The 24,160-nt window shown below is 70.2% G+C and carries 24 protein-coding genes; 14 read left to right on the forward strand and 10 right to left on the reverse strand.

The features are described 5' to 3' along the window. Positions 1 to 3: 3 nt before the first annotated feature. The 10 genes from OID54_RS05280 to nagB all read left to right on the forward strand — a co-directional run bounded on the left by OID54_RS05280 (position 4) and on the right by nagB (position 9,222). Positions 4 to 1,188, forward strand: coding sequence for an energy-coupling factor transporter transmembrane component T (locus tag OID54_RS05280; RefSeq protein ID WP_443055525.1), 1,185 nt, complete (start codon positions 4 to 6; stop codon positions 1,186 to 1,188). Then, the gene (locus tag OID54_RS05285) at positions 1,185 to 2,834 is read left to right on the forward strand and encodes an ABC transporter ATP-binding protein (protein ID WP_329014651.1); all 1,650 of its coding nucleotides are present in this window, start codon (positions 1,185 to 1,187) and stop codon (positions 2,832 to 2,834) included. The genes OID54_RS05280 and OID54_RS05285 overlap by 4 nt, the downstream gene beginning before the upstream one ends. Then, positions 2,831 to 3,649 (forward strand): ECF transporter S component, encoded by an 819-nt coding sequence (locus OID54_RS05290; RefSeq protein WP_329014655.1) that lies wholly within the window; start codon positions 2,831 to 2,833, stop codon positions 3,647 to 3,649. Before OID54_RS05285 ends, OID54_RS05290 begins: the two co-directional genes overlap by 4 nt. Positions 3,650 to 3,932: 283 nt before the next feature. Continuing rightward, positions 3,933 to 4,925 (forward strand): dihydroxyacetone kinase subunit DhaK, encoded by a 993-nt coding sequence (gene dhaK / locus OID54_RS05295; RefSeq protein WP_329014658.1) that lies wholly within the window; start codon positions 3,933 to 3,935, stop codon positions 4,923 to 4,925. A 35-nt stretch (positions 4,926 to 4,960) separates the two neighbouring features. Next, positions 4,961 to 5,575, forward strand: coding sequence for a dihydroxyacetone kinase subunit DhaL (dhaL, locus tag OID54_RS05300; RefSeq protein ID WP_329014660.1), 615 nt, complete (start codon positions 4,961 to 4,963; stop codon positions 5,573 to 5,575). Next, the gene (locus OID54_RS05305; RefSeq protein WP_329014663.1) at positions 5,572 to 5,979 is read left to right on the forward strand and encodes a PTS fructose transporter subunit IIA; all 408 of its coding nucleotides are present in this window, start codon (positions 5,572 to 5,574) and stop codon (positions 5,977 to 5,979) included. Before dhaL ends, OID54_RS05305 begins: the two co-directional genes overlap by 4 nt. A 130-nt stretch (positions 5,980 to 6,109) precedes the next feature. Further along, the gene (locus OID54_RS05310; protein WP_329014667.1) at positions 6,110 to 6,709 is read left to right on the forward strand and encodes a hypothetical protein; all 600 of its coding nucleotides are present in this window, start codon (positions 6,110 to 6,112) and stop codon (positions 6,707 to 6,709) included. A gap of 17 nt (positions 6,710 to 6,726) precedes the next feature. Then, positions 6,727 to 7,374: a class F sortase gene (locus OID54_RS05315; RefSeq protein WP_443055526.1), complete on the forward strand. Its 648-nt coding sequence runs from the start codon at positions 6,727 to 6,729 to the stop codon at positions 7,372 to 7,374. A 217-nt stretch (positions 7,375 to 7,591) separates the two neighbouring features. Then, positions 7,592 to 8,116 carry an SRPBCC domain-containing protein gene (locus OID54_RS05320; protein ID WP_329014671.1) on the forward strand — a complete coding sequence of 175 codons (525 nt, stop codon included), beginning with the start codon at positions 7,592 to 7,594 and terminating at the stop codon, positions 8,114 to 8,116. A gap of 323 nt (positions 8,117 to 8,439) precedes the next feature. Further along, positions 8,440 to 9,222 (forward strand): glucosamine-6-phosphate deaminase, encoded by a 783-nt coding sequence (gene nagB, locus OID54_RS05325; RefSeq protein WP_329014674.1) that lies wholly within the window; start codon positions 8,440 to 8,442, stop codon positions 9,220 to 9,222. Between the two features lie 484 nt (positions 9,223 to 9,706). Here the strand turns inward: nagB and OID54_RS05330 are convergent, their stop codons facing one another. From OID54_RS05330 to OID54_RS05365, 8 genes are all read right to left on the reverse strand, one after another. Next, complete coding sequence (locus OID54_RS05330) at positions 9,707 to 11,104, reverse strand: NADP-dependent succinic semialdehyde dehydrogenase (RefSeq protein ID WP_329014677.1); 1,398 nt, start codon at positions 11,102 to 11,104, stop codon at positions 9,707 to 9,709. A gap of 94 nt (positions 11,105 to 11,198) precedes the next feature. Further along, positions 11,199 to 11,585: a hypothetical protein gene (locus OID54_RS05335; protein ID WP_329014680.1), complete on the reverse strand. Its 387-nt coding sequence runs from the start codon at positions 11,583 to 11,585 to the stop codon at positions 11,199 to 11,201. Between the two features lie 96 nt (positions 11,586 to 11,681). Further along, entirely contained in the window at positions 11,682 to 11,987 is a 306-nt protein-coding gene (locus OID54_RS05340; RefSeq protein WP_329014683.1) for a hypothetical protein, read from the reverse strand. A gap of 114 nt (positions 11,988 to 12,101) precedes the next feature. Further along, the gene (locus OID54_RS05345) at positions 12,102 to 12,413 is read right to left on the reverse strand and encodes a WhiB family transcriptional regulator (protein ID WP_443055527.1); all 312 of its coding nucleotides are present in this window, start codon (positions 12,411 to 12,413) and stop codon (positions 12,102 to 12,104) included. Between the two features lie 5 nt (positions 12,414 to 12,418). After that, positions 12,419 to 12,592, reverse strand: a complete 174-nt coding sequence (locus tag OID54_RS05350) for a hypothetical protein (protein WP_329014686.1) — start codon at positions 12,590 to 12,592, stop codon at positions 12,419 to 12,421. A 193-nt stretch (positions 12,593 to 12,785) separates the two neighbouring features. Beyond that, positions 12,786 to 13,424, reverse strand: a complete 639-nt coding sequence (locus tag OID54_RS05355) for a DUF6629 family protein (RefSeq protein WP_329027273.1) — start codon at positions 13,422 to 13,424, stop codon at positions 12,786 to 12,788. Between the two features lie 227 nt (positions 13,425 to 13,651). Then, a complete protein-coding gene (locus OID54_RS05360) occupies positions 13,652 to 14,446 on the reverse strand; it encodes a carbon-nitrogen hydrolase family protein (protein ID WP_329014689.1) in 795 nt (264 codons plus the stop codon). A gap of 207 nt (positions 14,447 to 14,653) precedes the next feature. Continuing rightward, positions 14,654 to 15,013: a VOC family protein gene (locus tag OID54_RS05365; RefSeq protein ID WP_329014694.1), complete on the reverse strand. Its 360-nt coding sequence runs from the start codon at positions 15,011 to 15,013 to the stop codon at positions 14,654 to 14,656. Between the two features lie 320 nt (positions 15,014 to 15,333). Between OID54_RS05365 and OID54_RS05370 the strand changes: the two genes are divergently transcribed. Genes OID54_RS05370 through meaB form a run of 3 tightly spaced genes read left to right on the forward strand, consistent with a single transcriptional unit; the run spans position 15,334 to position 20,445 of the window. Continuing rightward, complete coding sequence (locus OID54_RS05370) at positions 15,334 to 17,244, forward strand: methylmalonyl-CoA mutase family protein (RefSeq protein WP_329014696.1); 1,911 nt, start codon at positions 15,334 to 15,336, stop codon at positions 17,242 to 17,244. Next, positions 17,244 to 19,442 (forward strand): methylmalonyl-CoA mutase, encoded by a 2,199-nt coding sequence (gene scpA / locus OID54_RS05375; protein WP_329014700.1) that lies wholly within the window; start codon positions 17,244 to 17,246, stop codon positions 19,440 to 19,442. Before OID54_RS05370 ends, scpA begins: the two co-directional genes overlap by 1 nt. Before the next feature lie 13 nt (positions 19,443 to 19,455). Beyond that, complete coding sequence (meaB, locus tag OID54_RS05380; RefSeq protein WP_329014702.1) at positions 19,456 to 20,445, forward strand: methylmalonyl Co-A mutase-associated GTPase MeaB; 990 nt, start codon at positions 19,456 to 19,458, stop codon at positions 20,443 to 20,445. 74 nt (positions 20,446 to 20,519) lie between these two features. Here the strand turns inward: meaB and OID54_RS05385 are convergent, their stop codons facing one another. Further along, positions 20,520 to 21,353 carry a class I SAM-dependent methyltransferase gene (locus OID54_RS05385; RefSeq protein ID WP_329014704.1) on the reverse strand — a complete coding sequence of 278 codons (834 nt, stop codon included), beginning with the start codon at positions 21,351 to 21,353 and terminating at the stop codon, positions 20,520 to 20,522. A 466-nt stretch (positions 21,354 to 21,819) separates the two neighbouring features. Here OID54_RS05385 and OID54_RS05390 point away from each other — a divergent pair, with 466 nt between their 5' ends. Beyond that, complete coding sequence (locus OID54_RS05390; protein ID WP_329014707.1) at positions 21,820 to 23,160, forward strand: 6-phospho-beta-glucosidase; 1,341 nt, start codon at positions 21,820 to 21,822, stop codon at positions 23,158 to 23,160. Between the two features lie 80 nt (positions 23,161 to 23,240). On the opposite strand, the gene OID54_RS05395 is transcribed toward OID54_RS05390, so the two are convergent. Then, complete coding sequence (locus OID54_RS05395; RefSeq protein WP_329014709.1) at positions 23,241 to 24,116, reverse strand: GNAT family N-acetyltransferase; 876 nt, start codon at positions 24,114 to 24,116, stop codon at positions 23,241 to 23,243. Positions 24,117 to 24,160: the final 44 nt, after the last annotated feature.

Raw genomic sequence — 24,160 nt, forward strand, 5'->3', positions numbered from 1 at the left:
TCCATGGTCTCCGCCCCGCACCTCACGCGTCCCGGCGCCACCGGATCAACGCCACCGCACGCCCGAGGACGCCGACTGCCCCGCACCCTGCACCCCGTGGCCTGGTGGATCTGGGCCCTCGCCCTGGCCACCGCCGTCAGCCGCACCAACAACCCACTGCTGCTGTTCCTCGTCATCGCGGTCCTCGGCTATGTCATCACGGCCCGACGCACCGAAGCCCCGTGGGCCCGGGGCTTCAAGTACTACCTCTACCTCGCCCTGATCGTCGTTGCGATCAGGGTCGTCTTCCGTGCGGTGTTCGCCACCGGTATCACCCCCGACGACCACTTCCTCTTCTCGCTGCCCCATATCCCCACCCCCGACTGGTACGCCGGCATCGAGATCGGCGGACCCGTCTCACTGGAGGCCCTCCTCTCTGCGGCCACCGACGGACTCCGCATCGCCTGCATGCTCTGCTGCATCGGCGCGGCCAACACCCTCGCCAACCCCAAACGCGCCCTGCGCGTCCTGCCCGGGGCGCTGTACGAACTCGGCGTCGCCGTCACCGTGTCCCTCAGCGTCGCCCCCCAACTCGTCCAGAGCGTGCAGCGCGTCCACCGGGCCAGACGACTGCGCGCGGGGCGCACCAAGGGCTTGCGTGCTCTGCGCGGCATCGTCGTCCCCGTGCTCGAAGACGCCCTCGAACGCTCCCTGCGGCTCGCCGCCGCGATGGACTCACGGGGCTACGGCCGAGCCGGCACCGCGACACGGACCTCCCGGCGCATCACCGGGGCGCTGATGCTGGCGGGTATGTGCGGTCTGTGCGCGGGAGCGTACGGGCTCCTCGACGCCACCGCGCCGAGGGTGTTGGGGCTGCCCGCGATGGGCGTGGGGGCGGTGCTGTGCGTCGCCGGGCTGCGGCTGGGCGGGCGCAGGGTCACCCGCACCACCTACCGACCGGACCCCTGGCGCTTCGCCGAGTGGGCGGTGGCCGGCTGCGGTGTGCTCTCGGCAGTGGTCCTGTTCAGCAACGCCGGCTTCGACGCCGCCGAACTCAACCCGTCGATCTACCCGTTGAGCTGGCCCACCCTGCCACTCGTACCGACCGCCGCGATCCTGCTGGCCGGAGCCGCGGGCTTCCTCTCGCCCCCTCCCGGGGCCCCGATCCCGCCGTCCGTCCCACCCCAGCGCACCGAGGCAGCCAAGTGATCACCTTCGATCAGGTCAGCGTCCAGTACGAGGACAGGGCCGAGCCCGTACTGCGCGAGGTCAACCTGACCGTGGACGAGGGCGAACTGTGCCTGGTCGTCGGGCACACGGGCGTGGGCAAGTCGACACTCCTCGGGGCCGTCAACGGGCTGGTGCCGCACTTCACCGGGGGCACCCTGTTCGGGCGGGTCACCGTGGACGGCCGCGACACGGCCCACCACCCACCGCGCGAGTTGGCCGACGTGGTGGGGGTGGTGGGACAGGACCCGTTGGACGGCTTCGTCACCGACACGGTCGAAGAGGAACTCGCCTATGCCATGGAGCAGTTGGCCATCCCTCCCGCCACCATGCGCAAACGGGTCGAAGAGACACTGGACCTCCTGGGTCTGGCCGACCTTCGACACCGCGCCCTGTACGAACTCTCCGGCGGCCAACAGCAGCGCGTGGCCATCGGCTCCGTGCTCACCGCCCATCCGCGCGTCCTGGTCCTCGACGAACCCACCTCCGCCCTCGACCCGTCCGCGGCCGAAGAGGTCCTGGCCGCGGTCACCCGGCTCGTCCATGACCTCGGCGTGACCGTCCTGGTGGCGGAGCACCGCCTCGAACGCGTCGTCCAGTACGCGGACCGGGTCATCCATCTGCCCGGCGACGGTACGGTGCGGTCCGGGCCCCCCGCCGAGGTCTTCCGTACGACGTCCATCGCCCCGCCGATCGTGCAGTTGGGCCGGGCGGCCGTCTGGTCACCGCTTCCCCTCTCCATCCGGGACGCCCGCCGCCGGGCCGTCACCCTGCGCAGCCGGCTCGGCCAAGCGCCGCCGCCGGCCGCCCGGCCCGGATTCACCGGCGGAGGTCCTTCGCTGCTGACGGCGGAACGCATCACCGTGAGCTATCAGCGGGTGCCCGCCGTGCGGGAGGTCGACCTGGAGCTGCACGGCGGATGCGTCACGGCGCTGATGGGACGCAACGGCTCCGGAAAGTCGTCCCTTCTGTGGGCACTTCAGGGCTCCGGCCCACGGGCGAAGGGGACCGTTCACGTCCTGGACGCCGAGACCTCGAAGCCGGCTGACCCCCGTGAACTGCCCCCGGCGGGGGCCCGACGACTGGTCGGCCTGGTTCCGCAGACCCCCACCGATCTGCTGTATCTGGAGAGCGTCGGACAGGAACTCGACCAGGCCGACGCGGAGTCCTTCGCCGAAGCCCCCGGCACCCGGGCACGTGCGATCCTCGATCGGCTCGCCCCCGGCATCGACGACGCCATCCATCCGCGGGACCTCTCCGAGGGGCAGAAACTGGCACTCGTGCTGGCGATCCAGCTGGTGGCGGCACCCCAGGTCATCTTGTTGGACGAGCCGACGCGCGGACTCGACTACCGGGCGAAGAAGCAGCTCATCCGCATCGTCGACGACCTCGCGTCCCAGGGGCGCGCCGTGATGATCTCGACCCATGACGTCGAGTTCGTCGCCCAGGCGGCGGACCGGGTGGTCGTGATGGCCGAGGGCGAGATCGTCGCGGACGGCCCGACGACCGACGTCATCGTCGCCTCCCCGGTCTTCGCCCCACAGGTCGCGAAGATCCTCGCGCCGCTCGCGTACCTCACCGTCGCGCAGGTCGCCACGGCCCTGACCGACCAGGAGGCGGGCTCATGACCCTCCCGACCAGCGCCACGGCGATCCGCATCGGCCCGCGTGCCGCAGTCGTCATCGCCATGGCGGCCTTCCTCGGTGTCGTCGCCTTCTTCTGGCCGTTCCTCGTCGCACCGGGAACCTTCTCCTCGAACTACGCACCACCGTTGATCTTCGGCGTGCTGCTCGTCCTCGTCCTGTGTGTGGTGATCTCCGAGATAGCCGAGGGCGGCATCAACTCCAAGGCCCTCGCGATGCTCGGGGTGCTCTCCGCGGTCAACGCCGCCCTGCGTCCGCTCGGAGCCGGCACCGCGGGCATCGAAACGGTCTTCTTCGTCCTCGTCCTGGCGGGACGCGTCTACGGCCCTGGATTCGGCTTCACCCTGGGTTGCACATCGTTGTTCGCCTCCGCCCTGATCACCGGGGGCGTCGGCCCCTGGATGCCCTACCAGATGTTCGGCTGTGCGTTCGTCGGCATGCTCGCGGGGCTCCTTCCCCGAGCCACCGGCCGCCTTGAGATCATGCTGCTCGCCGTCTACGGATCGCTCTCCGGCTATCTCTTCGGATTCCTGCTCAACCTCTCCTTCTGGCCCTTCTCCCTGGACCCCGGCAGTTCGATCGCCTACCTCCCCGGTCTGCCCTTCACCGAGCAGTGGCAGCGCTACATCGCCTTCGACATCGCCACCTCCCTGGGCTGGGACACCGGACGCGCCGTCACCAACTTCGTGTGCATCACACTTGCCGGCCCAGCAGTGCTGACCGTCTTCCGCAGGGCCGCTCGCAGGGCCCGTTTCCAGGCCCCGGTCCGTTTCGACGGGCCCCGCGACCGGACCGCTTGAGCACCCAGCCCTCCAACAGCTCCAAGAGTGCGGACAGGAACGACACGGCCGACGCATCGTTCCCCGATCGGGTGCTGACTCCGATACTGAAGGCAGTCCCCGCGCCTGCCCGCGTCGACCCAGGAACGTCCTGGTGGGACAACAGGAATGCCAACGTCGATTCCGCACCAGCCCGTCGAACTCCGCCGACCGTCCAGGCCCTCAAAGGGTGCCGCCCCTCACACCCCGTACACCGGGCGGCACCCGTGCGGGAACCTGACGGTCCGTCTCCCCGGGAGAACCCATGAGGATGCTCATCAACGTGCCCGAGACCGTGGTTTCCGATGCCCTCAGGGGCATGGCCGCCGCACACCCCGAACTCCAGGTGGACGTGGAGAACCGGGTCGTCATGCGCCGGGACGCCCCCGTGGCCGGAAGGGTCGCGCTGGTCTCCGGTGGCGGATCGGGGCACGAACCCCTGCACGGTGGGTTCGTCGGGCCCGGCATGCTCTCGGCCGCCTGTCCGGGCGAGGTCTTCACCAGCCCGGTTCCCGACCAGATGGTGCGCGCCGCCGCCGCCGTGGACAGCGGCGCGGGTGTCCTCTTCATCGTCAAGAACTACACCGGGGACGTCCTCAACTTCGACATGGCCGCCGAGTTGGCCGAAGACGAGGGCATCCGCGTGGCGAAGGTGCTGGTAAACGATGACGTGGCGGTGGTGGACAGCCTGTTCACCGCGGGCCGCCGCGGCACCGGTGCGACGCTGTTCGTGGAGAAGATCGCAGGGGCGGCAGCCGAAGCGGGCGCACCGCTGGAAGAGGTCGAGGCGATCGCCCGCCGGGTCAACGACAGCGCGCGGAGCTTCGGAGTGGCCCTGAGTTCGGTCACCACTCCGGCGAAGGGCACGCCCACCTTCGACCTCCCGCCCGGTGAGCTGGAGCTGGGCATCGGCATCCACGGCGAGCCCGGGCGGGAGCGGCGTCCCATGATGACCTCGCGCGAGATCGCCGACTTCGCCGTGCACACGGTGCTGGAGGACCGCCCGCCGACCGGACCGGTCCTGGTACTGGTGAACGGCATGGGCGCGACCCCCCTGCTGGAGCTCTACGGTTTCAACGCGGAGGTGCAGCGGGTCCTCACCGAGCGGGGCGTGGCCGTCGCCCGTACCCTCGTCGGAAACTATGTGACCTCGCTCGACATGGCGGGCTGCTCCGTGACGATCTGCCAGGTCGATGAGCAGATGCTCACGCTGTGGGACGCTCCCGTGCAGACCCCCGGGCTGCGCTGGGGCCGCTGATACGTTCACCACCGACTCACCCACCAGGAGTGCAGGTGCTCGACGCAGAATTCTTCCTCCGCTGGCTCGCTCGGTCCAAGGATCTGATCGACCAGCAGGCCGGCCACCTCACCGAACTGGATTCCGCCATCGGCGACGCCGATCACGGGAGCAATCTCCAACGGGGATTCACCGCGGTCCTCGCAGCACTCGAACGCGACTCTCCCACCACGCCCGGAGCGGTGCTGACGCTGGCCGGGCGGCAGCTGATCTCGACCGTGGGCGGCGCGTCCGGGCCCTTGTACGGGACGTTGTTGCGGCGTACGGGGAAGGCACTCGGCGATGCGGTGGAGGTGACACCGCAGCAGTTCGGGGACGCCCTGCGCGCTGGGGTGGCGGCAGTCGCCCAGTTGGGCGGGGCCCAGCCCGGCGACAAGACCATGGTGGATGCGCTCGAACCGGCGGCAGCGGCTCTCGACGGCACGAGCGGTGCGTTCGCCGCGGCCAGGGAGGCCGCGGCGAAGGGCGCTCGGGAGACCGTGCCGATGGTGGCCCGCAAGGGCAGGGCGAGCTATCTGGGCGAGCGCAGCGCCGGCCACGAGGATCCGGGCGCCGCGTCGTCCGCGCTGATCGTTGCGGCTCTGGCCGACGGTGCGGAGGGCATCCGGTGAGCGCGGCGCAGGTGGGTGTCGTCCTTGTCTCGCACAGTGCGGACGTGGCCGCTGCGGTGGTCGAACTGGCCAAGGGGCTCGCCGGTGGGGGCGGTGGCGTGCCCATCGCGGCGGCGGGTGGGGCCGCGGACGGTGGTCTTGGCACCAGCTCCGAGCTGATCTCCGCCGCCGCGGCTTCGGTGGACCGGGGAGCGGGCGTGGCCGTACTGGTCGATCTGGGGAGTGCCGTCCTGACGATGAAGGCGCTGTTGGCGGAGGGAGACGAGTTGCCGGTGGGGACGCGGCTGGTGGACGCCCCCTTCCTGGAGGGCGCGGTCGCCGCCGTGGTGACCGCATCGGCGGGGGGCGACATCGACGCGGTGGAGGCAGCGGCTGCGGAGGCGTACGGCTATCGCAAGCAGTAGCGATCGGTGTGCGTGAGGGGGTGCGGGCGGGGCGTTGGTGTCATACGGCCGCGCTGAGGTGGCGGCCTCGCGGCCGGCCTCCTAGCGTCGATCTCACTATGGTGCATTTCCTACTTCTGGAGATTTGACCATGCGTGCGATAGGCACCGCTTCCCTGACCCTCACCTGCGCCGTCGCTCTGGCCGTCGCGGCTCCGGCAGCCCACGCGGCATCGGGGGCGAGTGCGGACGAGGAGAGCAGCAATGTCACCTCGTTCGGTTTCACCGTCACGCCCGAGGACATCGCACCGGGAGGGACGGTGACCCTCAACGCCACCGATTGCGAATCACCGCTCGTCACGGCGAGTTCGGGAGTCTTCGACGCGGTGACCCTCAGCGAGGGGCTGCCGGGCACGGCGACGGTGTCCGAGGACGCCGAACCGGGCGCCGAGTACGACGTCGTCTTCGACTGCGAAGGGGAACGGGGTACCACCACGCTCTCCGTCAGCGGGCCGGGCGCCCGACCGAGTTCGAGCACCGGCCCCCACAGCCAGGTGGGCACCCACCCGACCACGGGGCCGCACACTCCGTCGGTGCCCATCGGCAAGCCCGACGGCGGTGTGAGGGCGGGTGCCGGGGGCAGCCTCGCCGGGCTGGAGCCGGCACATGTCGTCCTCGGATCGTTCCTGATCGTCGCAGCCGTCGGCGGCGGGGTCGTCCTGCTGCGTCGGCGCTCCGGCGACCCGCTCTGAGCGGACGGGGATCGGCCATGCACCCAACGGGCCGCCGCGGTAGGTGGTGCACCCTGCTGTGCGTGCTGCTGTTCGGTCTGTTCCTGGTGCACAGCGGTCTCCCCGAGGGGCACGACCCGGCAGCGGGGCCGCCGCGCCTTTCCGCCGCGCAACAGCCCGGGGGCGCCCCCCGATCGCTGCCGATGGCCGCGCCGCTCCCCTCTTCTCCACCCCGTCGTATCTCACTGCCCGCGATCCGGGTGGACGCACCGCTCGTCACGGTCGGGCTCGATCGGAGCGGATCCATCGAGGCACCGCCGCTGACGGCGGCCGACCGGGCGGGTTGGTACTCGGGGGCGGTCGCACCCGGCGAGCGGGGCACCGCCGTGATCGTCGGTCATGTCGACGCCGCATCCGGTCCGGCGGTCTTCTACCTCCTCGGCTCGGTGGCTCGGGGCAGCCGGGTCGAGGTGTTGCGGGAGGACGGTCGGACGGCCGTGTTCGAGGTGTACGGGACGCGGTCGTACCCACAGCGGGGGTTTCCGGCCGAGCAGGTCTATCGGGACGGGCCGCGTCCCGAACTCCGTCTGATCACCTGCGGCGGGCGCTACCGCGAGCGGGAGGGGTACGAGGACAACGTGGTGGTGTTCGCCCGACTGGTCGAAGTCCGCGAGCGCGCCGAGTGACGTTGGCTGGCCAGGGGCCTGACGGGACAGACGGGACGGGACAGTCGTACGGTCGAGCAGCCTGACGCTCCGTTCGCACGGGTCGGACGCGGGGCGTGGCGACGGGTGATGAGCCGCTGTCAGTGGTGGGGGCTAGCGTGTTGTGGACCGTTCCGATTCGTGTGGCGACGCCCGGGACGGGCGTCGGCGCTGCCGTGTTCCACCACTGGAGGACATCGTGACTTCTCCCGAGCCGACCGGGCATCTGCTGCCGACCGCGAAGGGCACCGCCCTGACACTGCACCGTACGGTCCTCGGCTCCCGGGCAGAGGTCTGGGCGGCGCTGACCGAGCCGGAACTGACGTCGCGATGGGTGGGCCCCTGGCGGGGTGAGGCAGGCCCGGGGCACACGGTCGAGGTGCAGATGAGCTTCGAGGAGGGTGCGCCCTGGTCGCCGCTGCTGATCGAGGCGTGTGAGCCGCCGGACCGCCTGGCGGTCTCGATCAACGACGACGCGGGCGGCTGGCCGGTCGAGCTGCTCCTGTCCGAGGGGGACGAGGGGCGTACGAAGGTCGAGTTGCTCCATCATCTGCCGGCGGACGTGGGGCAAGCGGGTCTCGGTGAGATCGGACCGGGTTGGGAGTTCTACTTGGACATGTTCGTCGCGGCGCAGCACGGCTCGCCCCGGCCGTCATTCGAGTCGTACTACCCGGCGCAGAAGGCGTACTTCGACACCCTGGCAGACCGGGGCGACCGGGGCTGAGCCTCGACGGCTTCGCCGGCTCGGCAGGATCTGACGGTGCGCGGCGAGCAGCCGGATGGTCGTCTCTTTGGCCGAAAGTCATGGCCGGTCGACCGAGGCGCCGGACCGATGCGATGACGGACAGCGTCGGTCACCGGGCGACCACCCGGCCCGGCGCACCCTCGCGGTCGTCCGAATCGCACCGACTTGCAGGGTTACGGCGAGGTCATCGGTCCTGCATGGCCAGGCCCACACGTCCCGATACGCGACAGCGACCCCATACACCCGGTAGATTGGTCTACACCATTGCACACATTGAGACGCACACAGAGACAGGGATCTTCGTGGAAGTTGTCATCGTTCCGGATTCCGCCGCCGGAGGCGAGCTGATCGCCGAGGCCATGGCCGACCTGCTGCGCCGCAAGCCCGACGCCCTGCTGGGTGTGGCGACCGGCTCGACTCCGCTGCCGATCTACGAAGCCTTCGCCGCGAAGGTGCGCGCCAACGACGTGGACGCGTCCCTGGCCCGGATCTGCCAGCTCGACGAGTACGTGGGGCTGCCGTTCGGACACCCGGAGTCCTACCGCTCCGTCGTGCTGCGCGAGGTCATCGAACCGCTGGGGCTCACCGAGTCGTCCTTCATGGGGCCCGACGGCACCGCTGACGATGTCGCCGCCGCCTGTCGGGTGTACGACCAGGCGCTCGCCGCGGCGGGCGGAGTGGACCTCCAACTGCTCGGCATCGGCACCGATGGGCACATCGGCTTCAACGAGCCGTGCTCCTCGCTCGCGTCGCGCACCCGCATCAAGACGCTGACCGAACAGACCCGCAAGGACAACGCACGGTTCTTCGACAGCATCGACGAAGTACCGCACCACGTGATCACCCAGGGGATCGGCACCATCCTGGAGGCGCGCCACCTGGTCCTCCTGGCCACGGGCGAAGCGAAGGCCGATGCCGTCGCGCTCGCGGTCGAGGGTCCGCTGTCCGCGCTGGTCCCGGCGTCGGCGCTCCAGCTCCACCCGCACGCCACCGTGGTGGTGGACGAGGCGGCTGCGTCCCAGCTGAAGCTGGCCGACTACTTCCGCGCGACCTTCGCCGCCAAGCCCGACTGGCAGGGGATCTAGGGTCACTCCTCACGGCCGGCCCTCCGGGCCGGCCGTTTCTCTTGCGCAACGTGCACCACCGTCGAGTCACCACCCGACCGACCACTTCCCAAGGTGCCCTCAGGCGGGCCAGCGCCAGTCGGTGACCGCGGGAAAGTCCGTCCCGTACCGTCGTCCGTCCCGTACCGTCGGATCCAGTCGTCGTGCCGGGTGCGGCCATCGTCTGCCGCAGCACGGCGGCCCGTGAGCCCAAACCCCGAGAACTGGCCCGTGGTCGACGAAGATCTGTGCGCCCAGAGGTAGTTCGCCGCACGCCCATACGCGTCAGCGCCGCGAGTTCGGTGTCCCGAGTCGGCCCGAAGCGCTGACGACGGCGGGGGATTCGGCCATGGGAATCCTCGCCTTGCACTCACGGTCGGCAAGCGGTCGGGCGGCGCGGATTCCCGCTGCCGTTGCGGGCCGACGGCCATCGGCGTACCTCGACGACGGCCGGCACCAGCTCTCGCTACTGCTCCTTGCCGTACCAGAGGGTGGTGATGTTGCAGAACTCCCGAATGCCGTGCGCGGACAGCTCCCGGCCGTAGCCGGACCGCTTGGCACCTCCAAAGGGCAAGGCCGGATGGGAGGCGGTCATTCCGTTGAAGAAGACCCCGCCGGCCTCGATGTCACGGGCGAACCGCGCCATCTCGTCCTTGTCGCGCGTCCAGACGTTGGAGCTGAGGCCGAATGGCGTGTCGTTGGCGAGGGCGACCGCCTCATCGAGATCGGCCACCCGATAGACGGTGGCCACCGGCCCGAACGCCTCCTCCCGGTGGATCCGCATCGAGGGATCCACACCGGTGAGGACCGTCGGTTCGTAGAACCAGCCGCGGTCCAAACCGCTCGGGCGACGGCCGCCGCACACCGCCGTGGCGCCGTGCGCGACGGCGTCGTCCACCAGTTCTTCCACGTCGGAACGCCCCGCTTCCAACGCCAGCGGGCCGATCTGTACGTCGTCCTTCAACGGATCGCCGACGGTGAGCCTGCTCATTCCCTCCGTGAACCGCTGGAGGAAGGCGTCGTACACGTCGGTGTGGACGATGAACCTCTTGGCCGCGATGCAGGACTGGCCGTTGTTCTGCACTCGCGCCGTGACGGCGGTGTCGGCAGCCTGCTCGACACGGGCCGACGACATCACGACGAACGGGTCGCTGCCACCGAGTTCCAGGACGGTCTTCTTCACCTCGTCGCCGGCGATGGCGGCGACCGAGCTGCCGGCCGGCTCGCTGCCCGTCAAGGTGGCTGCGGCGATCCGCGGGTCGCGGAGCACTCCTTCCACCGCACCGGCCCCCACCAGCAGGGTCTGGAAGCATCCCCGTGGCCAGCCCGCCCGGTGGAAGAGGTCATCGAGGTAGAGCGCGGTCTGCGGAACGTTCGACGCATGCTTGAGCAGCCCCGTGTTGCCCGCCATGAGGGCGGGGGCGGCGAAGCGCACGACCTGCCAGAGGGGGAAGTTCCAGGGCATGACGGCCAGTACCACCCCGAGCGGTCGGTACCGCACGGTCACCCGAGCCGCTCCCGAGTCGTCGACGTCCTGCGTCGAGGGGTGCTCATCGGCGAGCAGGTCTGCGGCGTGTCGCGCATACCAACGCATCGCCTTGGCGCACTTCGCCGCCTCCGCACGGGCTGCCGCGATCGGTTTGCCCATCTCGATGGTCATGGTGCGCGCAATGTGTTCCTGGTCCTCGTCCAACAGTGCGGCGGCCCGGTTGAGGAGCCGGGCGCGCGTGTCGAAGTCGAGTGACTGCTGCTCATCGACGGCAGCCCGGGCGAGGGCGATACGCCGTTCGATCTCCTTGGGGCCATGGGCCTCGAAGGTCTTGAGGGTCTCGCCGGTGGCCGGGTTGATGGTGGCGATGGGCATGGTGACCTTCCTGTACTGCGGCCGGTCGACGATCGTGGGCGGCCTGACTGGCCGGTGATGAGTCGCGGCGGCTTGCGAACGGGTGCTGTCGATGTCAGCGCGACGCCGGTGCGCGGCTCTCCAGACGCAACTGCACGTCCTTCTCCTGATCCCCGGCCGCCGTTCCCTCGTCCTTGACGTGGAAGGCCACGGCGAGGGTCTCCCGCATGCGGTCAACCGCCCAGTAGCCGCCCTGGAGCTCGGCTTCGACGGGTGCGCCGAGGGTGAGGGGTGTGGCGGCGGTCCTGGGGGCGGCCGTGACGTCGAAGGTTCCCGTCCACACGGTGGGGTGCCCCGTGGAGACGTGCTCCGCGTGCTCGTCGGGGGCGCGGTCGGACGCGTAGGACTGTGCCAGGAGGCGAAAGACGGTGTTGGCGTCCTCCGTGGCGCAGCCGCTGATGGTCACCTCGACCGGTGAGCCGGTCGGTTCGGCGTGGTTCACCGTGGTTCCTCGCTCTCCCTGAGGGGTGTCACTCCAAAGGTTCGCCCGCCCGCGGTCAGGCTGCGAGTCGGGCGGGCCCGCATCCCCGGTCGCGATTCAGCCGGACGGCTCGTCGGGGACGGGCTGCTCGGGGTGGACGGAACCGCTGCGCGCTTCGCCGCGACCGGCTCCGGCCTCGTCCGCTTCGGGGAGTTCGTCGTCGGGGGGCGATCCGTCGGCGTCCTCTCCCTGTCCGTCTCGGTCTGCGTCGGTGTCCTCGCCGCCGTCCGGCGCTGTGGACTCCTCGGGGGAAGTGGGAGGGGGCAGGTCCAGTGGGTCATCGCCGTCGTGTACCTGCTGATCGGGCAGGTCCCTGGGAACGAGCCGCTCCGGCTCCTGGTCGGGACTGTGCTGGTCGGTCATGGTGACTCCTGATGGGTGACAGCCGCGTTACCCGCGGCACGGCCCGGCGTCGGACGACGAAGAGGGATCCCCGTGCACGGTCGTCCACTCCGGGGCCTTCGCACGGTCGGAAGGTCAGCTCACGCCCGCGCCCTGAACGCGTCCGCGGGGGCCGATGTAGCTGACGGAGCGGCGTTGGGTGGCATTCACCCCACCCCAGACGCCGCTGCGCTGCCCTGTGCTCCTGGCCCAGTCGTAGCAGGCATCGGCCACCGGGCAGCGGGCGCAGATCTGCTTGGCCCGGTCCACCTGCTCGGCCTCGGGCCCCAATCCGGTGATCGGGAAGAACAACTCCGGGTCCTCACTCGCACAGGCGGCGTCTCGCTGCCACTCCATGGTGTGGGGACCGTCCGGTGTGACGGCTCGAAAGCGCGGGGGCTGGCGCATGGGAATCAGTCCTCGCCCCGGACGACATGGCTCTCGGCGTCGGCAAGTGTGGTGTGGGGCTGGGGCTGATGGTCCGCGGGGCGCTCGACGCGCGCCGGAACACAGGTGCGTATCTGCTCGCCGTCCCGTGCCTTTCGTTCACCGGGCCGGTGCAGGACGTGGACACTGCCACTCGGCATCGATCCTCCTGAGTCGTCGGTCGTCGGCACCTCGCCGACGCTTCGAGTACGCGTCTGCCCCAGGAGTTACGAAGAACGCCGAATTCCCCGAATCCACCGTAGGTGCGCGATCCGGGTGAGACCGAACAGCCGGTGCGGGGCCAGCGGCGTAGCCGGGCGGGGATGCCAGGAACGGTACGGATGTCGTTGACCCTCACCCGGCCGTGCGCCGGTCCCCGGCCCGATGGGGCCCGTTGCGCACCCACACCAGCAGCACGACCGATACGACGGCTGCCAGCGCACACCAGGTGGAGACGAACTCGGTGCGCCACAACACGAGGCAGACCACGGCACCCACACCGGTCAGGATGCCGAGCAGCCGAAGGATCGGATCGCCGCTCAGCAGCAGGGCACCGACGGTCGCCAGGAGATAGCCGACGATGACCGGCACGGGTTGGGGCAGGTCCAGCAGATAGCCGACCCGGTTTCCCCGGATCTCGGCGACCACCGTGCGGGTGGCGAGCGCGTAGCAGAGCGCACCCGCTGTCAGTACCCCCGCGACCAGGGGAATCGCCAGCCGTGCCCGGGCTCCGGCCGGCGCCACCAGGAGCACGCCGATGGGCACCCACAGCGGTAGCAGGGGCAGGGCGATCACCGCCCAGGCGAGGGTGGCCCACCCGGTGCCACCACCGTGTCGCCAGATGACGGACTCCACGATCTGGTGCGCGCCCAGCAATAGCGGTAGGGCTGCGAGCGGCAACTCCCGCGGCGTACGCACCCGGACGACGCAGTACGCGCCGATCGCGCCGATGGCCGTACCTGCGACGAGGTCCGCCGTGGCACTCCAGCACATGGGCTCACCCCGGACCTCAGGAAGCAGTACGAAATCAGCCATATCACACGGGATGATCCGTACGCCCCAGACCGGACCGCCGTCATGACCGACCTGGTGTTCGATCTGACGGCGACTCCGATGGCGACGGGCTGACCGCGGACATCGGCAGGACGGACGCCCGTCTGGTCCGCCGCAGCACCGATACGGGCAGGGGTCCGATCCGGCCCTCCTGGAGGGCTCCGCGCCTATCCCAGTCGACGGTTGGCCAACACGGGTACCGCCTTGCGCACCGCGTCCACCTCCGAGAGGTCCAGATCGGCCACCAGCAGCCCGGGGGCAGCTTCGAGCCGCTCCCGCACCGTCCCGTCCGGGCCCACCACCGCGCTGTACCCGATCCCCGCAGGGGTCTTCGGGGGGACGTCCCGGCCCGATGCGCTCGGATCGGCCTGGTCCACGGCCGCCACCCACACGGTGGCGTCGAGCGCCCGCGCTCGCACCAGCAACTCCCACTGCTCCCGCTTGCCAGGTCCGGCCCCCCAAGAGGCCGGCAGCACGGTGAGGACGGCACCGGCATCGGCGTGCGTCCGGAAGAGTTCCGGGAACCGGACGTCGTAGCAGGTGGCAAGCCCGACACGGACGTCGTCCACATCGATCGTCACCACGGCGGAGCCAGCGGCCACCGTGGCGGACTCAGTGAAACCGAAGGCGTCGTAGAGGTGGATCTTGTCGTACGCGGCTTCGACGCCCGGTCCGGTGGCCAGCAGTGTGTTGGTCACCTTTCCGCCCGCGGCCGGGGTGAACATCCCCGCGACGACGACCAGCCCGGCGTCGTGCGCGATCTGTCGGACCTGCTCCGCCCAGGGGCCGTCCAGTGGCTGCGCCAGCGGTGCGAGCCGGGTGCCGAAGCACGCCATGGTCGCCTCCGGAAAGGCGATGAGCCGCGCACCGGCCTCAGCCGCACGGCGTGCCTCGTCCCGTACGACGACGAGGTTGCGTTCCGGGTCGGGGCCGGTGGTGATCTGGCTCAGGGCGATGCGCATGCAGTGTCCTCGTGGTGGGGAGCGGCGTCGGCGGACCGGCCGGGGGCGGCATGCACCGTATCCCCGCGGCGGGCGGTCTGGCGATGGCCCCTCCCCACGGGGCCCGTCGTGAGCTCCTGGCGCCTGGCCCCTGTGCCCACCTGCCCCGTACCGCGTGCAGCACAGGGCCCGCCGCAGGAGCGCAGCACAGTCAGCCGTGGCCCTCGCTCACGACGGTGGCTCGTGGAGGCCGAAGGGCGAACCCTGATCATCACGACAGAAGGTGAACCGGCCGAAGCGGGCGACCGTCGCTTCGTCCTCGCCGAGGTCGAAGTCGTCCACCGTCCCACCGAGCGCGATGACCCGCTCCCGCGCGGCGGTCATGTCCTCGACCTTGAAGAAGAGGTAGGGGGCGGCCCGTGGATCGCCACTGTGGACACCACCGGCGACGTTGGGCGTCTCGATTGCGTAGCCGCCGCCCGCGCTGGGCCCGGGTGTGAAGGACCACCCGAACAGCTCACGGTAGAAGGAGCGGGCCTGGTCCGCGTCGGCTACACCCAGTTCGAAGAAGGAGATCTCACCGGCCATGACAGGGCGGCCTTCCCTCGATGACAGTCCCTCCACCGTACGACCGTCCCGGTTGCCCCGCACGCCCCACCCGTTGCGTACGTCACCCAGACGACATCCAAACGTCAGCGACATCCAAACGTCATCCGGTCAACATCCAGTCGGCATCCGGTCGGCACCCATCGCACCGGAGACCCCTCTCCTGCCCGCACGCCTCCCGGTCGGCCATGCCCCGGACGGACTAGGCCATAGGACGAAGAGGATCAAGTCCTCACGGAGAGTGCAAGGTCACAGTCCGTGCCCCTGCTGCCCCGCTGTGTCCTTGTCCTAGCATCCGAAGCATGACGGTCCTCCCCGATGACGGGTTCTCGCTGGCCGCCGAATTCCCGAATCCTTCCCACGAGCAGTGGCAGCGGCTGGTCGCCGGTGTCCTCAGGAAAACGGGCAAGGACGTTCCGGAGTCGGCGGCTGAGGAAGCGCTGTCCACGGCCTTGGAGGACGGGCTCACAACCCGGCCCCTCTACACGGCGGGCACAGCGGTTTGTACGACGGACGCATCGGGCCTCGGCGCGGGCGGCGGGGAGCTCCCCGGCTTCGCGCCCTTCACTCGCGGCGGACGCGCCGAAGGCAACGTCCTGGCCGGCTGGGACGTCCGCCAGCGCCATGACCACCCCGACCCGGCCCGGACCAACGAGGCGGTCCTCGCCGATCTGGAGAACGGGGTCACCTCCCTCTGGCTCACCGTCGGCGACGGCGGCATCCCCCTCAACGCACTCGACAGGGTGTTGGAGGGGGTGTACCTGGACCTCGCGCCGATCGTGCTGGACGCCGGCGCGGACTTCGAGGCCGCCGGCCGCGAACTGCTCCGCATCCACGCTGAGCGAGGCACACCAGCCACGGAGGTCCGGGGCAGCCTCGGTGCCGACCCGCTCGGGCACGCCGCTCGGACCGGCGCCCACGACGAGGTCCCCGCTGCCCTCGCCGCAGCAGCGCGGCTCGCCCGGGAGTACCAAGAGCAGTACGCCGGACTGCGGACACTGACGGTGGACGCGCTGCCCTACCACGAGGCGGGTGCATCGGCCGGACAGGAGTTGGGCTGCTCCCTCGCCGCAGGTGTGGCGGTGCTGCGGGAGTTGACCGCGGCCGGGCTGAGCGCCGACGAAGCCTTCGGACAGATGGAATTCCGCTACGCGGCCACCGCCGACCAGTTCCTGACCATTGCCAAACTGCGGGCGGCGCGACGCACCTGGGCCAGGATCGCCGAGGTGAGTGGCGCCGCACAGGCAGGAGCACAACGGCAGCACGCGGTGATATCGCCGGTGATGATGACCCGCCGTGACCCGTGGGTCAACATGCTCCGGAGCACGGTCGCCTCGCTCGCCGCGGGGGTCGGCGGTGCGGATGCCGTGACCGTGCTCCCCTTCGACCACGCCATCGGGCTCCCGGACGCGTTCGCCCGGCGGATCGCCCGCAACACGTCGACGATCCTCATCGAGGAATCGCACATCGGACGGGTCATCGACCCGGCCGGGGGCTCCTGGTACGTGGAGCAGCTCACGGACGAACTCGCGCATGCGGCCTGGGAGTGGTTCCAGGAGATCGAGGGCGCGGGCGGCCTGCTCGCGGGCCTGCGCAGCCGGCTGGTCGAGGAGCGGATCTCCGAGACCTGGCAGGCGCGTCGGACGAAGATCTCCCGGCGCAAGGAGCCGATCACGGGGGTCAGTGAGTACCCGCTAATCGCGGAGACACCCGTACGGCGCGATCCTGCGCCTGCCGGGCGGTCCGGCGGGCTGCCGAAGGTGCGTCGGGACGTCGACTTCGAGGCGTTGCGCGCCCGCTCCGACGCCCATGCCGAGCAGACGGGAGCACGGCCCCGGATCTTCGTCGCCGCGCTCGGGCCGGCCTCCGCTCACACCGCGCGGGCGGCATTCGCCGCCAACCTCTTCCAGGCCGGTGGCATCGAGCCGGTCCACGATCCGGTTTCGGTCGATGCATCCGACGTCGCAGCAGCGTTCGCCGCCAGCGGGGCGGAGCTCGCCTGCATCTGCTCCAGTGACGCCCTGTACGCCGAGCAGGCCGACCCGGTCGCCCGGGCTCTTAAGGCGGCCGGCGCACAGTGGGTCTATCTCGCCGGGCGTCCCGGGGAGTTGCGTGAGGCACTTCTCCAAGCAGGGGTCGACGAGTTCGTCTTCGCGGGCAGCGATGCGGTTGCCGTCCTCACCTGCGCACTCGACCGGATGGGAGTGGCGTGATGAGCATTCCGGATTTCACCGGGATCGACCTGGGGTCGGCGGGCTCCGCGGCCTCGCACGACCAGTGGCGCAGCGCCGTCAAAGAAGCCATCGGCAAGGACGCGTCGGAGTTGGTGTGGGAGACGCCGGAGGGCATTCCGGTGCAGTCGTTGTACACCGGACAGGATCTGGCGGGGGTGGACTTCCTCGACACCTACCCGGGGATCGCGCCCTATCTGCGGGGCCCGTATCCGACGATGTACGTCAATCAGCCCTGGACGATCCGTCAGTACGCCGGTTTCTCCACGGCCGAGGAGTCCAACGCCTTCTACCGCCGCAATCTCGCTGCGGGGCAGAAGGGGCTCTCGGTCGCCTTCGACCTGCCGACGCACCGCGGCTACGACAGTGATCATCCGCGGGTGACCGGCGATGTCGGCATGGCGGGCGTCGCGATCGACTCGATCTTCGACATGCGCCAGCTCTTCGACGGCATTCCGTTGGACCGGATGAGCGTGTCGATGACGATGAACGGCGCCGTGCTGCCCGTTCTCGCGCTCTACATCGTCGCCGCCGAGGAGCAGGGCGTACCGCCGGAGAAGCTGGCCGGGACCATCCAGAACGACATTCTCAAAGAGTTCATGGTCCGCAACACCTATATCTATCCGCCACAGCCGTCCATGCGCATCATTTCGGACATCTTCTCGTACACCTCGCAGAAGATGCCGCGGTACAACTCCATCTCCATCTCCGGCTACCACATCCAGGAGGCCGGGGCGACCGCCGACCTTGAGTTGGCGTACACCCTGGCGGACGGGATGGAGTACCTCCGGGCGGGCAAGGGCGCCGGGCTGGACGTCGACGCGTTCGCACCGCGGCTCTCGTTCTTCTGGGCGATCGGGATGAACTTCTTCATGGAGGTCGCCAAGCTGCGGGCGGCGCGGCTGCTGTGGGCGAAGCTGGTGAAGACGTTCGATCCGCAGAACCCCAAGTCGCTCTCCCTGCGCACGCATTCACAGACCTCGGGCTGGTCGCTGACGGCGCAGGACGTGTTCAACAACGTCACACGCACCTGTGTGGAGGCGATGGCCGCGACCCAGGGCCACACCCAGTCGCTGCACACCAACGCACTCGACGAGGCGTTGGCCCTGCCGACCGACTTCTCCGCACGGATCGCCCGCAACACCCAGTTGCTGCTCCAGCAGGAGTCGGGGACCTGCCGGGTCATCGATCCGTGGGGCGGCAGCGCCTATGTGGAGCGGTTGACGCATGACCTCGCTCGGCGCGCCTGGCAGCACATCGAAGAGGTGGAGGCCGCCGGGGGGATGGCCAAAGCGATCGACGCGGGCATTCCCAAGCTCCGGGTCGAGGAGGCCGCGGCCCGTACCCAGGCACGGATCGACTCCGGACGGCAGCCCGTCATCGGGGTGAACAAGTACCGCGTGGAGACCGATGAGGAGATCGACGTCCTCAAGGTCGACAACTCCTCGGTGCGGACCCAGCAGATCGCCAAGTTGCGTCGGCTGCGCGAGGAGCGCGACGAAGCGGTGTGCCAGGACAGTCTGCGGGCCCTGACCGAGGCCGCCGGACGCGGTGCCGGTCCGGGACTTGAAGGCAATCTCCTGGCGCTCGCCGTGTCCGCCGCCCGGGCGAAGGCGACGGTGGGAGAGATCTCGGACGCCCTGGAGAAGGTGTACGGGCGCCACTCGGGGCAGATCCGTACCATCTCGGGTGTGTACCGCAAAGAGGCAGGCGAGTCCCCGGCCGTGGAGCGCACCCGGGCCGCGGTGACGGCGTTCGAGGAGGCGGAGGGCCGGCGACCGCGCATCCTGGTGGCCAAGATGGGCCAGGACGGTCATGATCGCGGGCAGAAGGTGATCGCCACGGCCTTCGCGGACCTCGGTTTCGACGTGGACGTCGGCCCGCTGTTCCAGACACCGGCCGAGGTGGCACGACAGGCGGTGGAGGCGGACGTCCACATCGTCGGGGTGTCCTCGCTGGCCGCGGGTCACCTCACCCTGGTGCCGGCACTGCGGGAGGAGTTGGCCGCCGAGGGCCGTGAGGACATCATGATCGTGGTGGGCGGGGTGATCCCGCCGCAGGACGTGCCGACCCTGCACGAGGCGGGTGCCGCGGCCGTGTTCCCCCCGGGCACGGTGATTCCCGACGCTGCGCACGATCTGTTGCGGACCTTGGCCGCCGCGCTCGGCCACGAGGGGTGAGTCGGTGCCCCCGGTGCGTTCGACGATCGACGTCGACAACTATGTGACAGGTGTACGGGCGGGCTCCCGGGCCCACATCGCGCGGGCCATCACCCTGGTGGAGTCCACCCGGGCCGATCACCGGGTGCTGGCCCAGCAGTTGCTGACCGCGCTGCTTCCCCATGCCGGGGCGGCTCGGCGGGTGGGCATCAGCGGGGTTCCGGGGGTGGGCAAGTCCACCTTCATCGATGCGTTGGGCACCATGCTCACGGGGCTCGGCCACCGGGTCGCGGTGCTCGCGGTCGATCCGTCCTCCAGCCGGACCGGGGGGTCCATCCTCGGGGACAAGACACGTATGGAGCGACTGGCGACGGACCCTGCCGCGTTCGTCCGCCCCTCCCCCACCGCCGGAACCCTCGGCGGGGTGGCCAAGGCGACCCGCGAGACCATCTTGGTGATGGAGGCCGCGGGGTACGACGTCGTCCTGGTGGAGACCGTCGGAGTGGGGCAGTCGGAGACGGCGGTCGCCAACATGGTCGACACCTTCCTCCTGCTGACCCTGGCGCGGACAGGGGATCAGCTCCAGGGCATCAAGAAGGGCGTCCTGGAGTTGGCGGACGTCATCGCGGTCAACAAGGCGGACGGCCCGCACGAGCGGGACGCCCGGGCGGCGGCCCGGGAACTCGCCGGGGCGCTGCGGCTGATGCATCCCATCGACGCGGCGTGGACTCCCCCGGTGCTGTCGTGCAGTGCCCGCGAGTCCATGGGCCTGGACACCGTCTGGGAGCGGATCGAGCAGCATCGGACCCTGCTGGAGTCCACGGACCGGCTGGCGGCCAAGCGCCGCGATCAACAGGTCGACTGGGCCTGGTCCATGGTGCACGACACGCTGACGGATCGGCTGCGCAGCCATCCACGGGTGCGGGCCCTGACTCCCGAGGTGGAACAGGGGCTACGGGACGGTCAGTTGACGGCGACGCTCGCCGCGGAGCGTATCCTGGACGCCTTCCAGCAGCCTCGGTAGCGAGCGGGCGCTGGAGTTGAGCGGGCAGGGGGTGGGGTGCGGCCCACCCCCTGCCGTTGTGCGTGCCGGTCGGCTCACGGCGTCCCGAGTCGATAGAGGTTGAAGCGGTAGTCCTGGATCTGACGGCGCATCACCGCGGCCATGGCGCGGAGCATCCCCCGTTGGGGCTGGGAGATCCGGCGGCTGACGGCGGCGGGCAGCCGTGCGAAGGTGCAGCTCTGGGTGAGGGTGAGGCCCGGGTGCCACTGCGCCACCCTGGTCGGATCGTCGCAGCGCCAGCGCAGCCGCGCGGCGACCTTGCCCAGCACATCATGGCCGTCCTGGTTGTCGACCAGCCAACTGGACGCGGTGTCCAGCGCGAGGTACGCCCCGGGCAGTCGCTCCACGATCGTGCGGATCACCCGGCGCACATCGTCCTCGTCGAGGGACATCAGTGCGGCTTCGGCGGCGACGAAGTACGGTCCTGGGCTCTGACGCACGTCGTCGATCCACGAGGGATCGGTGACGGAGGTGGTGAGAGTGCGTCGACGCTCGGACTCCTGGTCGTGGAGGTCGGTTCGCAGTGTCGCGGCAGGGGTGAGGTCAAACCAGTTGACGGTCCCGTTGTCGAGCCGTTGGAAGCGGGTGGCGAGCCCGCTGCCGATGTCGACGACGGTTCCGGTCGGGTGTTGGGTGAGGAAGTCGTGGACCCAGGTGTCGAAGAGGAGGGTACGGACGTTGGAGCCGATCTCGCCGCGCGCACCTTCGAACCGACCGGTGTCGTCCAGGGCGTCGGCCGGTTCCACCGCGCGAAGATCCCGACGGACGCTGCGGAGCACGGGGCTCTGCGCGGCTCGGGCCCACGGCGCGGCGAGAAGGGTCGGTCGGGGTTCGCCGAGGTCGGGCACGCGTGCGGTCCGATGCTCCATGATCATCTCTCCTGGGTGGTGTCGTCGATGCGGTGCGACGACGGAGCGCCAGTGTAGTTAGGTAAGCCTAACTTGCACCTCGGCGGGTGGTCACTTCTGCGTCGGCCGCCCGCAGATGGCCTGGCTCCATGACCGAGGAACACCCTCTGAGCTGGGCACCATCGACCAACGGAGGTGGCTGACTGCATGGGTCAACCTCACCCGAACGGTGCTCCAGACAGCCGGTCGCGTCACGGGGGATGCTCTGAACGGCGATGCGTCGGGGGCTTCTGGCACTCAGGGGCCCTCGACGCGGATGGATGCGTGATCGACCGTCCGTATCGGGCGCGGGCGGGTGGCCGCCGTACCGGCCCCGCCCTGCACTCGGGAACGGATCGGGACGGACAGGTAACGTGCGTCCATCAACGGCACGCCCCCGGACCTACCGAAGGCGCGCACCGGGCGAGGAAGTGAAGGTGGCTGAGGGATGAGGCTCACGGTCCTGGGCGGCGGAGGCTTCCGGCTTCCACTGGTGTACTCGGCGCTGCTGGGTGACCGCGCCGAAGGGCGCGTCACCGACGTCGTCCTGCACGATGTGGACGCCGACAGGCTCACCGCCATCGCACGTGTCCTCGCCGACCAGGCCGAGGGCGTACCGGACGCGCCGACCGTGTCCGTGACGACGGACCTCGACGAGGCCCTGCGCGGTGCCGACTTCGTGTTCTCCGCGATCCGGGTGGGCGGTCTCGCCGGTCGGGCCGACGACGAGCGCATCGCCCTGGCCGAAGGAGTGCTGGGGCAGGAGACGGTGGGTGCGGGCGGCATCGCGTACGGGCTGCGGACCGTGCCCGTTGCCCGGGAGATCGCTCGCCGAGTGGCCCGCGGGGCACCGGATGCCTGGGTCATCAACTTCACCAATCCGGCCGGTCTGGTCACCGAGGCCATGTCGCGGGAGTTGGGCGACCGGGTGATCGGCATCTGTGACTCCCCGGTGGGTCTTGGGCGCCGGGTCGCACGGGTCCTGGGTGTGGACCCCGACCGGGCCTGGTTCGACTACGCGGGCCTCAACCACCTCGGCTGGCTGCGCGGAGTGCGGATCGACGGCCGTGATGAACTGCCGAGGCTCCTCGGGGATCCCGGGCTGTTGGGTTCCTTCGAGGAGGGCAAGCTCTTCGGGGCGCCGTGGCTCCAGTCGCTCGGCGCGATCCCCAACGAGTATCTGCACTACTACTACTTCAACCGTGAGGCGGTGCGTGCCTACCGCGAGGCCGACCAGACCCGCGGGGCCTTCCTCCAGGAGCAGCAAGCGCGGTTCTACACCCGGATGGCGAGCTCTCCCGCCGGAGCCTGGGAGCAGTGGGACCGTACCCGGGCGGAGCGTGAGGCGACCTACATGGCGCACAACCGGGAGGCGGCGGGCGCGGGGGATCGGGACGCCGACGACCTGGAGTCCGGTGGCTACGAGCAGGTGGCACTGGCGCTGATGCGGGCCATCGCCCACCATCAGCGCACCTCGCTCATCCTCAATGTCCGCAATCGGGGTGCCCTGGACGCGGTGGACGGGGACGCGGTGGTCGAAGTGCCGTGCTTCGTCGATGCGAACGGCGCCCACCCGGTGGCCGTCGCGCCCCTGCCGGAAGACGCCACGGGCCTGGTGCGTGCGGTGAAGGCCGCGGAGCGGGAGGTGCTGGCAGCGGCCGAGAGCGGTTCCGCGGCGCGAGCGGTCAAGGCGTTCGCGATCCATCCGTTGGTGGACTCGGTCACCGTCGCCCGTCGACTGCTGAAGGGGTACGCGGCGGTCCATCCGGGTCTGGCCTATCTGCGCTGAGGTGCCCGGGCAGCAGGGCGGCAGCCCCGACGCCCCGAGGGGCCGGTTCGGCTCGCACGGGGCGTCAGCAGGGCGTGTGGCTAGCCGAGTTCCAAGCTGGTGACGCCGAAGACGCGCTCACCGCGGAGGTCGGGAGCGGGCCCGGTGTACATCCGTACGGTGGGGAACTGAGCCGTCAGTCCACGTTCGGTCGCCAGTGCGGCGGCGGCTGGCTGGGTCTCGGGCATGTCGACGGCGACCTCGTCCGTGGGGCCGAGGTGCGCGGTCAGTGCGTCCAGCACGGCTGCCGCGTCCTCGGCGGTGTCGGCGAAGAGAGGACCGACCCGATGGGTGTCCAGGCCCGGCCTGATCACTCCGTATCCGGTGACGGTCTCCTCCCGGAGCCGTAGGTACGCGGTGTGCCCGGGGGCGGTGAGCCAACGGGACAGGAAGGCGCGTCGTTCGGCGGGGAAGCAGTGGCGGTCGTAGGCGACGATCGCATCGAGGTGCGCGAGGGTGGCCGGTACGACGGTGTCGGCAACCCGCCCCTTGCGCGGCACACCGCCGTAGCGGACCGTCCCGTAGGCGGGCGTGAAGCCGGAGCGCTGGTAGTTCTCCTGCTGCGCCGGTACGGCGTCGAGTCCGACGAGTCGACTGCCGGCATGGGGGAAGGCCGCCCGCCAGGTCCTCAACCCCAGCCCCTGGCCCCGCAGATCGGGACGGACGAGGTAGTAGCCCAGGAATGCGTAGTCGTCCGAGTAGTTGACGACGGAGATGGCGGAGACGGGCTCGCCCGCGATGCGTCCGATGAAGAAGCCGGAGGGGTCGGTGGGGTGGAAGCACGCCACGTCTCCGCTGCCGGGGTTCCACCCTTCGGCGGCGGCCCAGGTGGCGATGTGCTGCCACTCCTGCGGCGAGGAACTGCTGACGGTGAGGTCCTCGGACGTCCGAACGGTCTCGTCGAGTGGACGGGTCATGGGGCGGATTCCCTTCTGGGGTTGTCTCGATGGCCGGCGCGGAG

The sequence above is a fragment of the Streptomyces sp. NBC_00690 genome (genome assembly GCF_036226685.1).
Taxonomy (GTDB): Bacteria; Actinomycetota; Actinomycetes; order Streptomycetales; family Streptomycetaceae; genus Streptomyces.

Excerpts from the sequence above, each read along its gene's own strand:
- dhaK (WP_329014658.1), top strand. The coding sequence starts at position 3,933 with ATGAGGATGCTCATCAACGTGCCCGAGACCGTGGTTTCCGATGCCCTC.
- OID54_RS05355 (WP_329027273.1), bottom strand. The coding sequence starts at position 13,424 with ATGTGCTGGAGTGCCACGGCGGACCTCGTCGCAGGTACGGCCATCGGC.
- OID54_RS05330 (WP_329014677.1), bottom strand. The coding sequence starts at position 11,104 with ATGCCCATCGCCACCATCAACCCGGCCACCGGCGAGACCCTCAAGACC.
- OID54_RS05345 (WP_443055527.1), bottom strand. The coding sequence starts at position 12,413 with ATGCGCCAGCCCCCGCGCTTTCGAGCCGTCACACCGGACGGTCCCCAC.
- OID54_RS05280 (WP_443055525.1), top strand. The coding sequence starts at position 4 with ATGGTCTCCGCCCCGCACCTCACGCGTCCCGGCGCCACCGGATCAACG.
- OID54_RS05290 (WP_329014655.1), top strand. The coding sequence starts at position 2,831 with ATGACCCTCCCGACCAGCGCCACGGCGATCCGCATCGGCCCGCGTGCC.
- OID54_RS05395 (WP_329014709.1), bottom strand. The coding sequence starts at position 24,116 with ATGACCCGTCCACTCGACGAGACCGTTCGGACGTCCGAGGACCTCACC.
- OID54_RS05385 (WP_329014704.1), bottom strand. The coding sequence starts at position 21,353 with ATGGAGCATCGGACCGCACGCGTGCCCGACCTCGGCGAACCCCGACCG.
- OID54_RS05350 (WP_329014686.1), bottom strand. The coding sequence starts at position 12,592 with ATGCCGAGTGGCAGTGTCCACGTCCTGCACCGGCCCGGTGAACGAAAG.
- OID54_RS05310 (WP_329014667.1), top strand. The coding sequence starts at position 6,110 with ATGCGTGCGATAGGCACCGCTTCCCTGACCCTCACCTGCGCCGTCGCT.
- OID54_RS05360 (WP_329014689.1), bottom strand. The coding sequence starts at position 14,446 with ATGCGCATCGCCCTGAGCCAGATCACCACCGGCCCCGACCCGGAACGC.
- OID54_RS05370 (WP_329014696.1), top strand. The coding sequence starts at position 15,334 with ATGACGGTCCTCCCCGATGACGGGTTCTCGCTGGCCGCCGAATTCCCG.
- OID54_RS05365 (WP_329014694.1), bottom strand. The coding sequence starts at position 15,013 with ATGGCCGGTGAGATCTCCTTCTTCGAACTGGGTGTAGCCGACGCGGAC.
- OID54_RS05340 (WP_329014683.1), bottom strand. The coding sequence starts at position 11,987 with ATGACCGACCAGCACAGTCCCGACCAGGAGCCGGAGCGGCTCGTTCCC.
- OID54_RS05390 (WP_329014707.1), top strand. The coding sequence starts at position 21,820 with ATGAGGCTCACGGTCCTGGGCGGCGGAGGCTTCCGGCTTCCACTGGTG.
- OID54_RS05315 (WP_443055526.1), top strand. The coding sequence starts at position 6,727 with ATGCACCCAACGGGCCGCCGCGGTAGGTGGTGCACCCTGCTGTGCGTG.
- scpA (WP_329014700.1), top strand. The coding sequence starts at position 17,244 with ATGAGCATTCCGGATTTCACCGGGATCGACCTGGGGTCGGCGGGCTCC.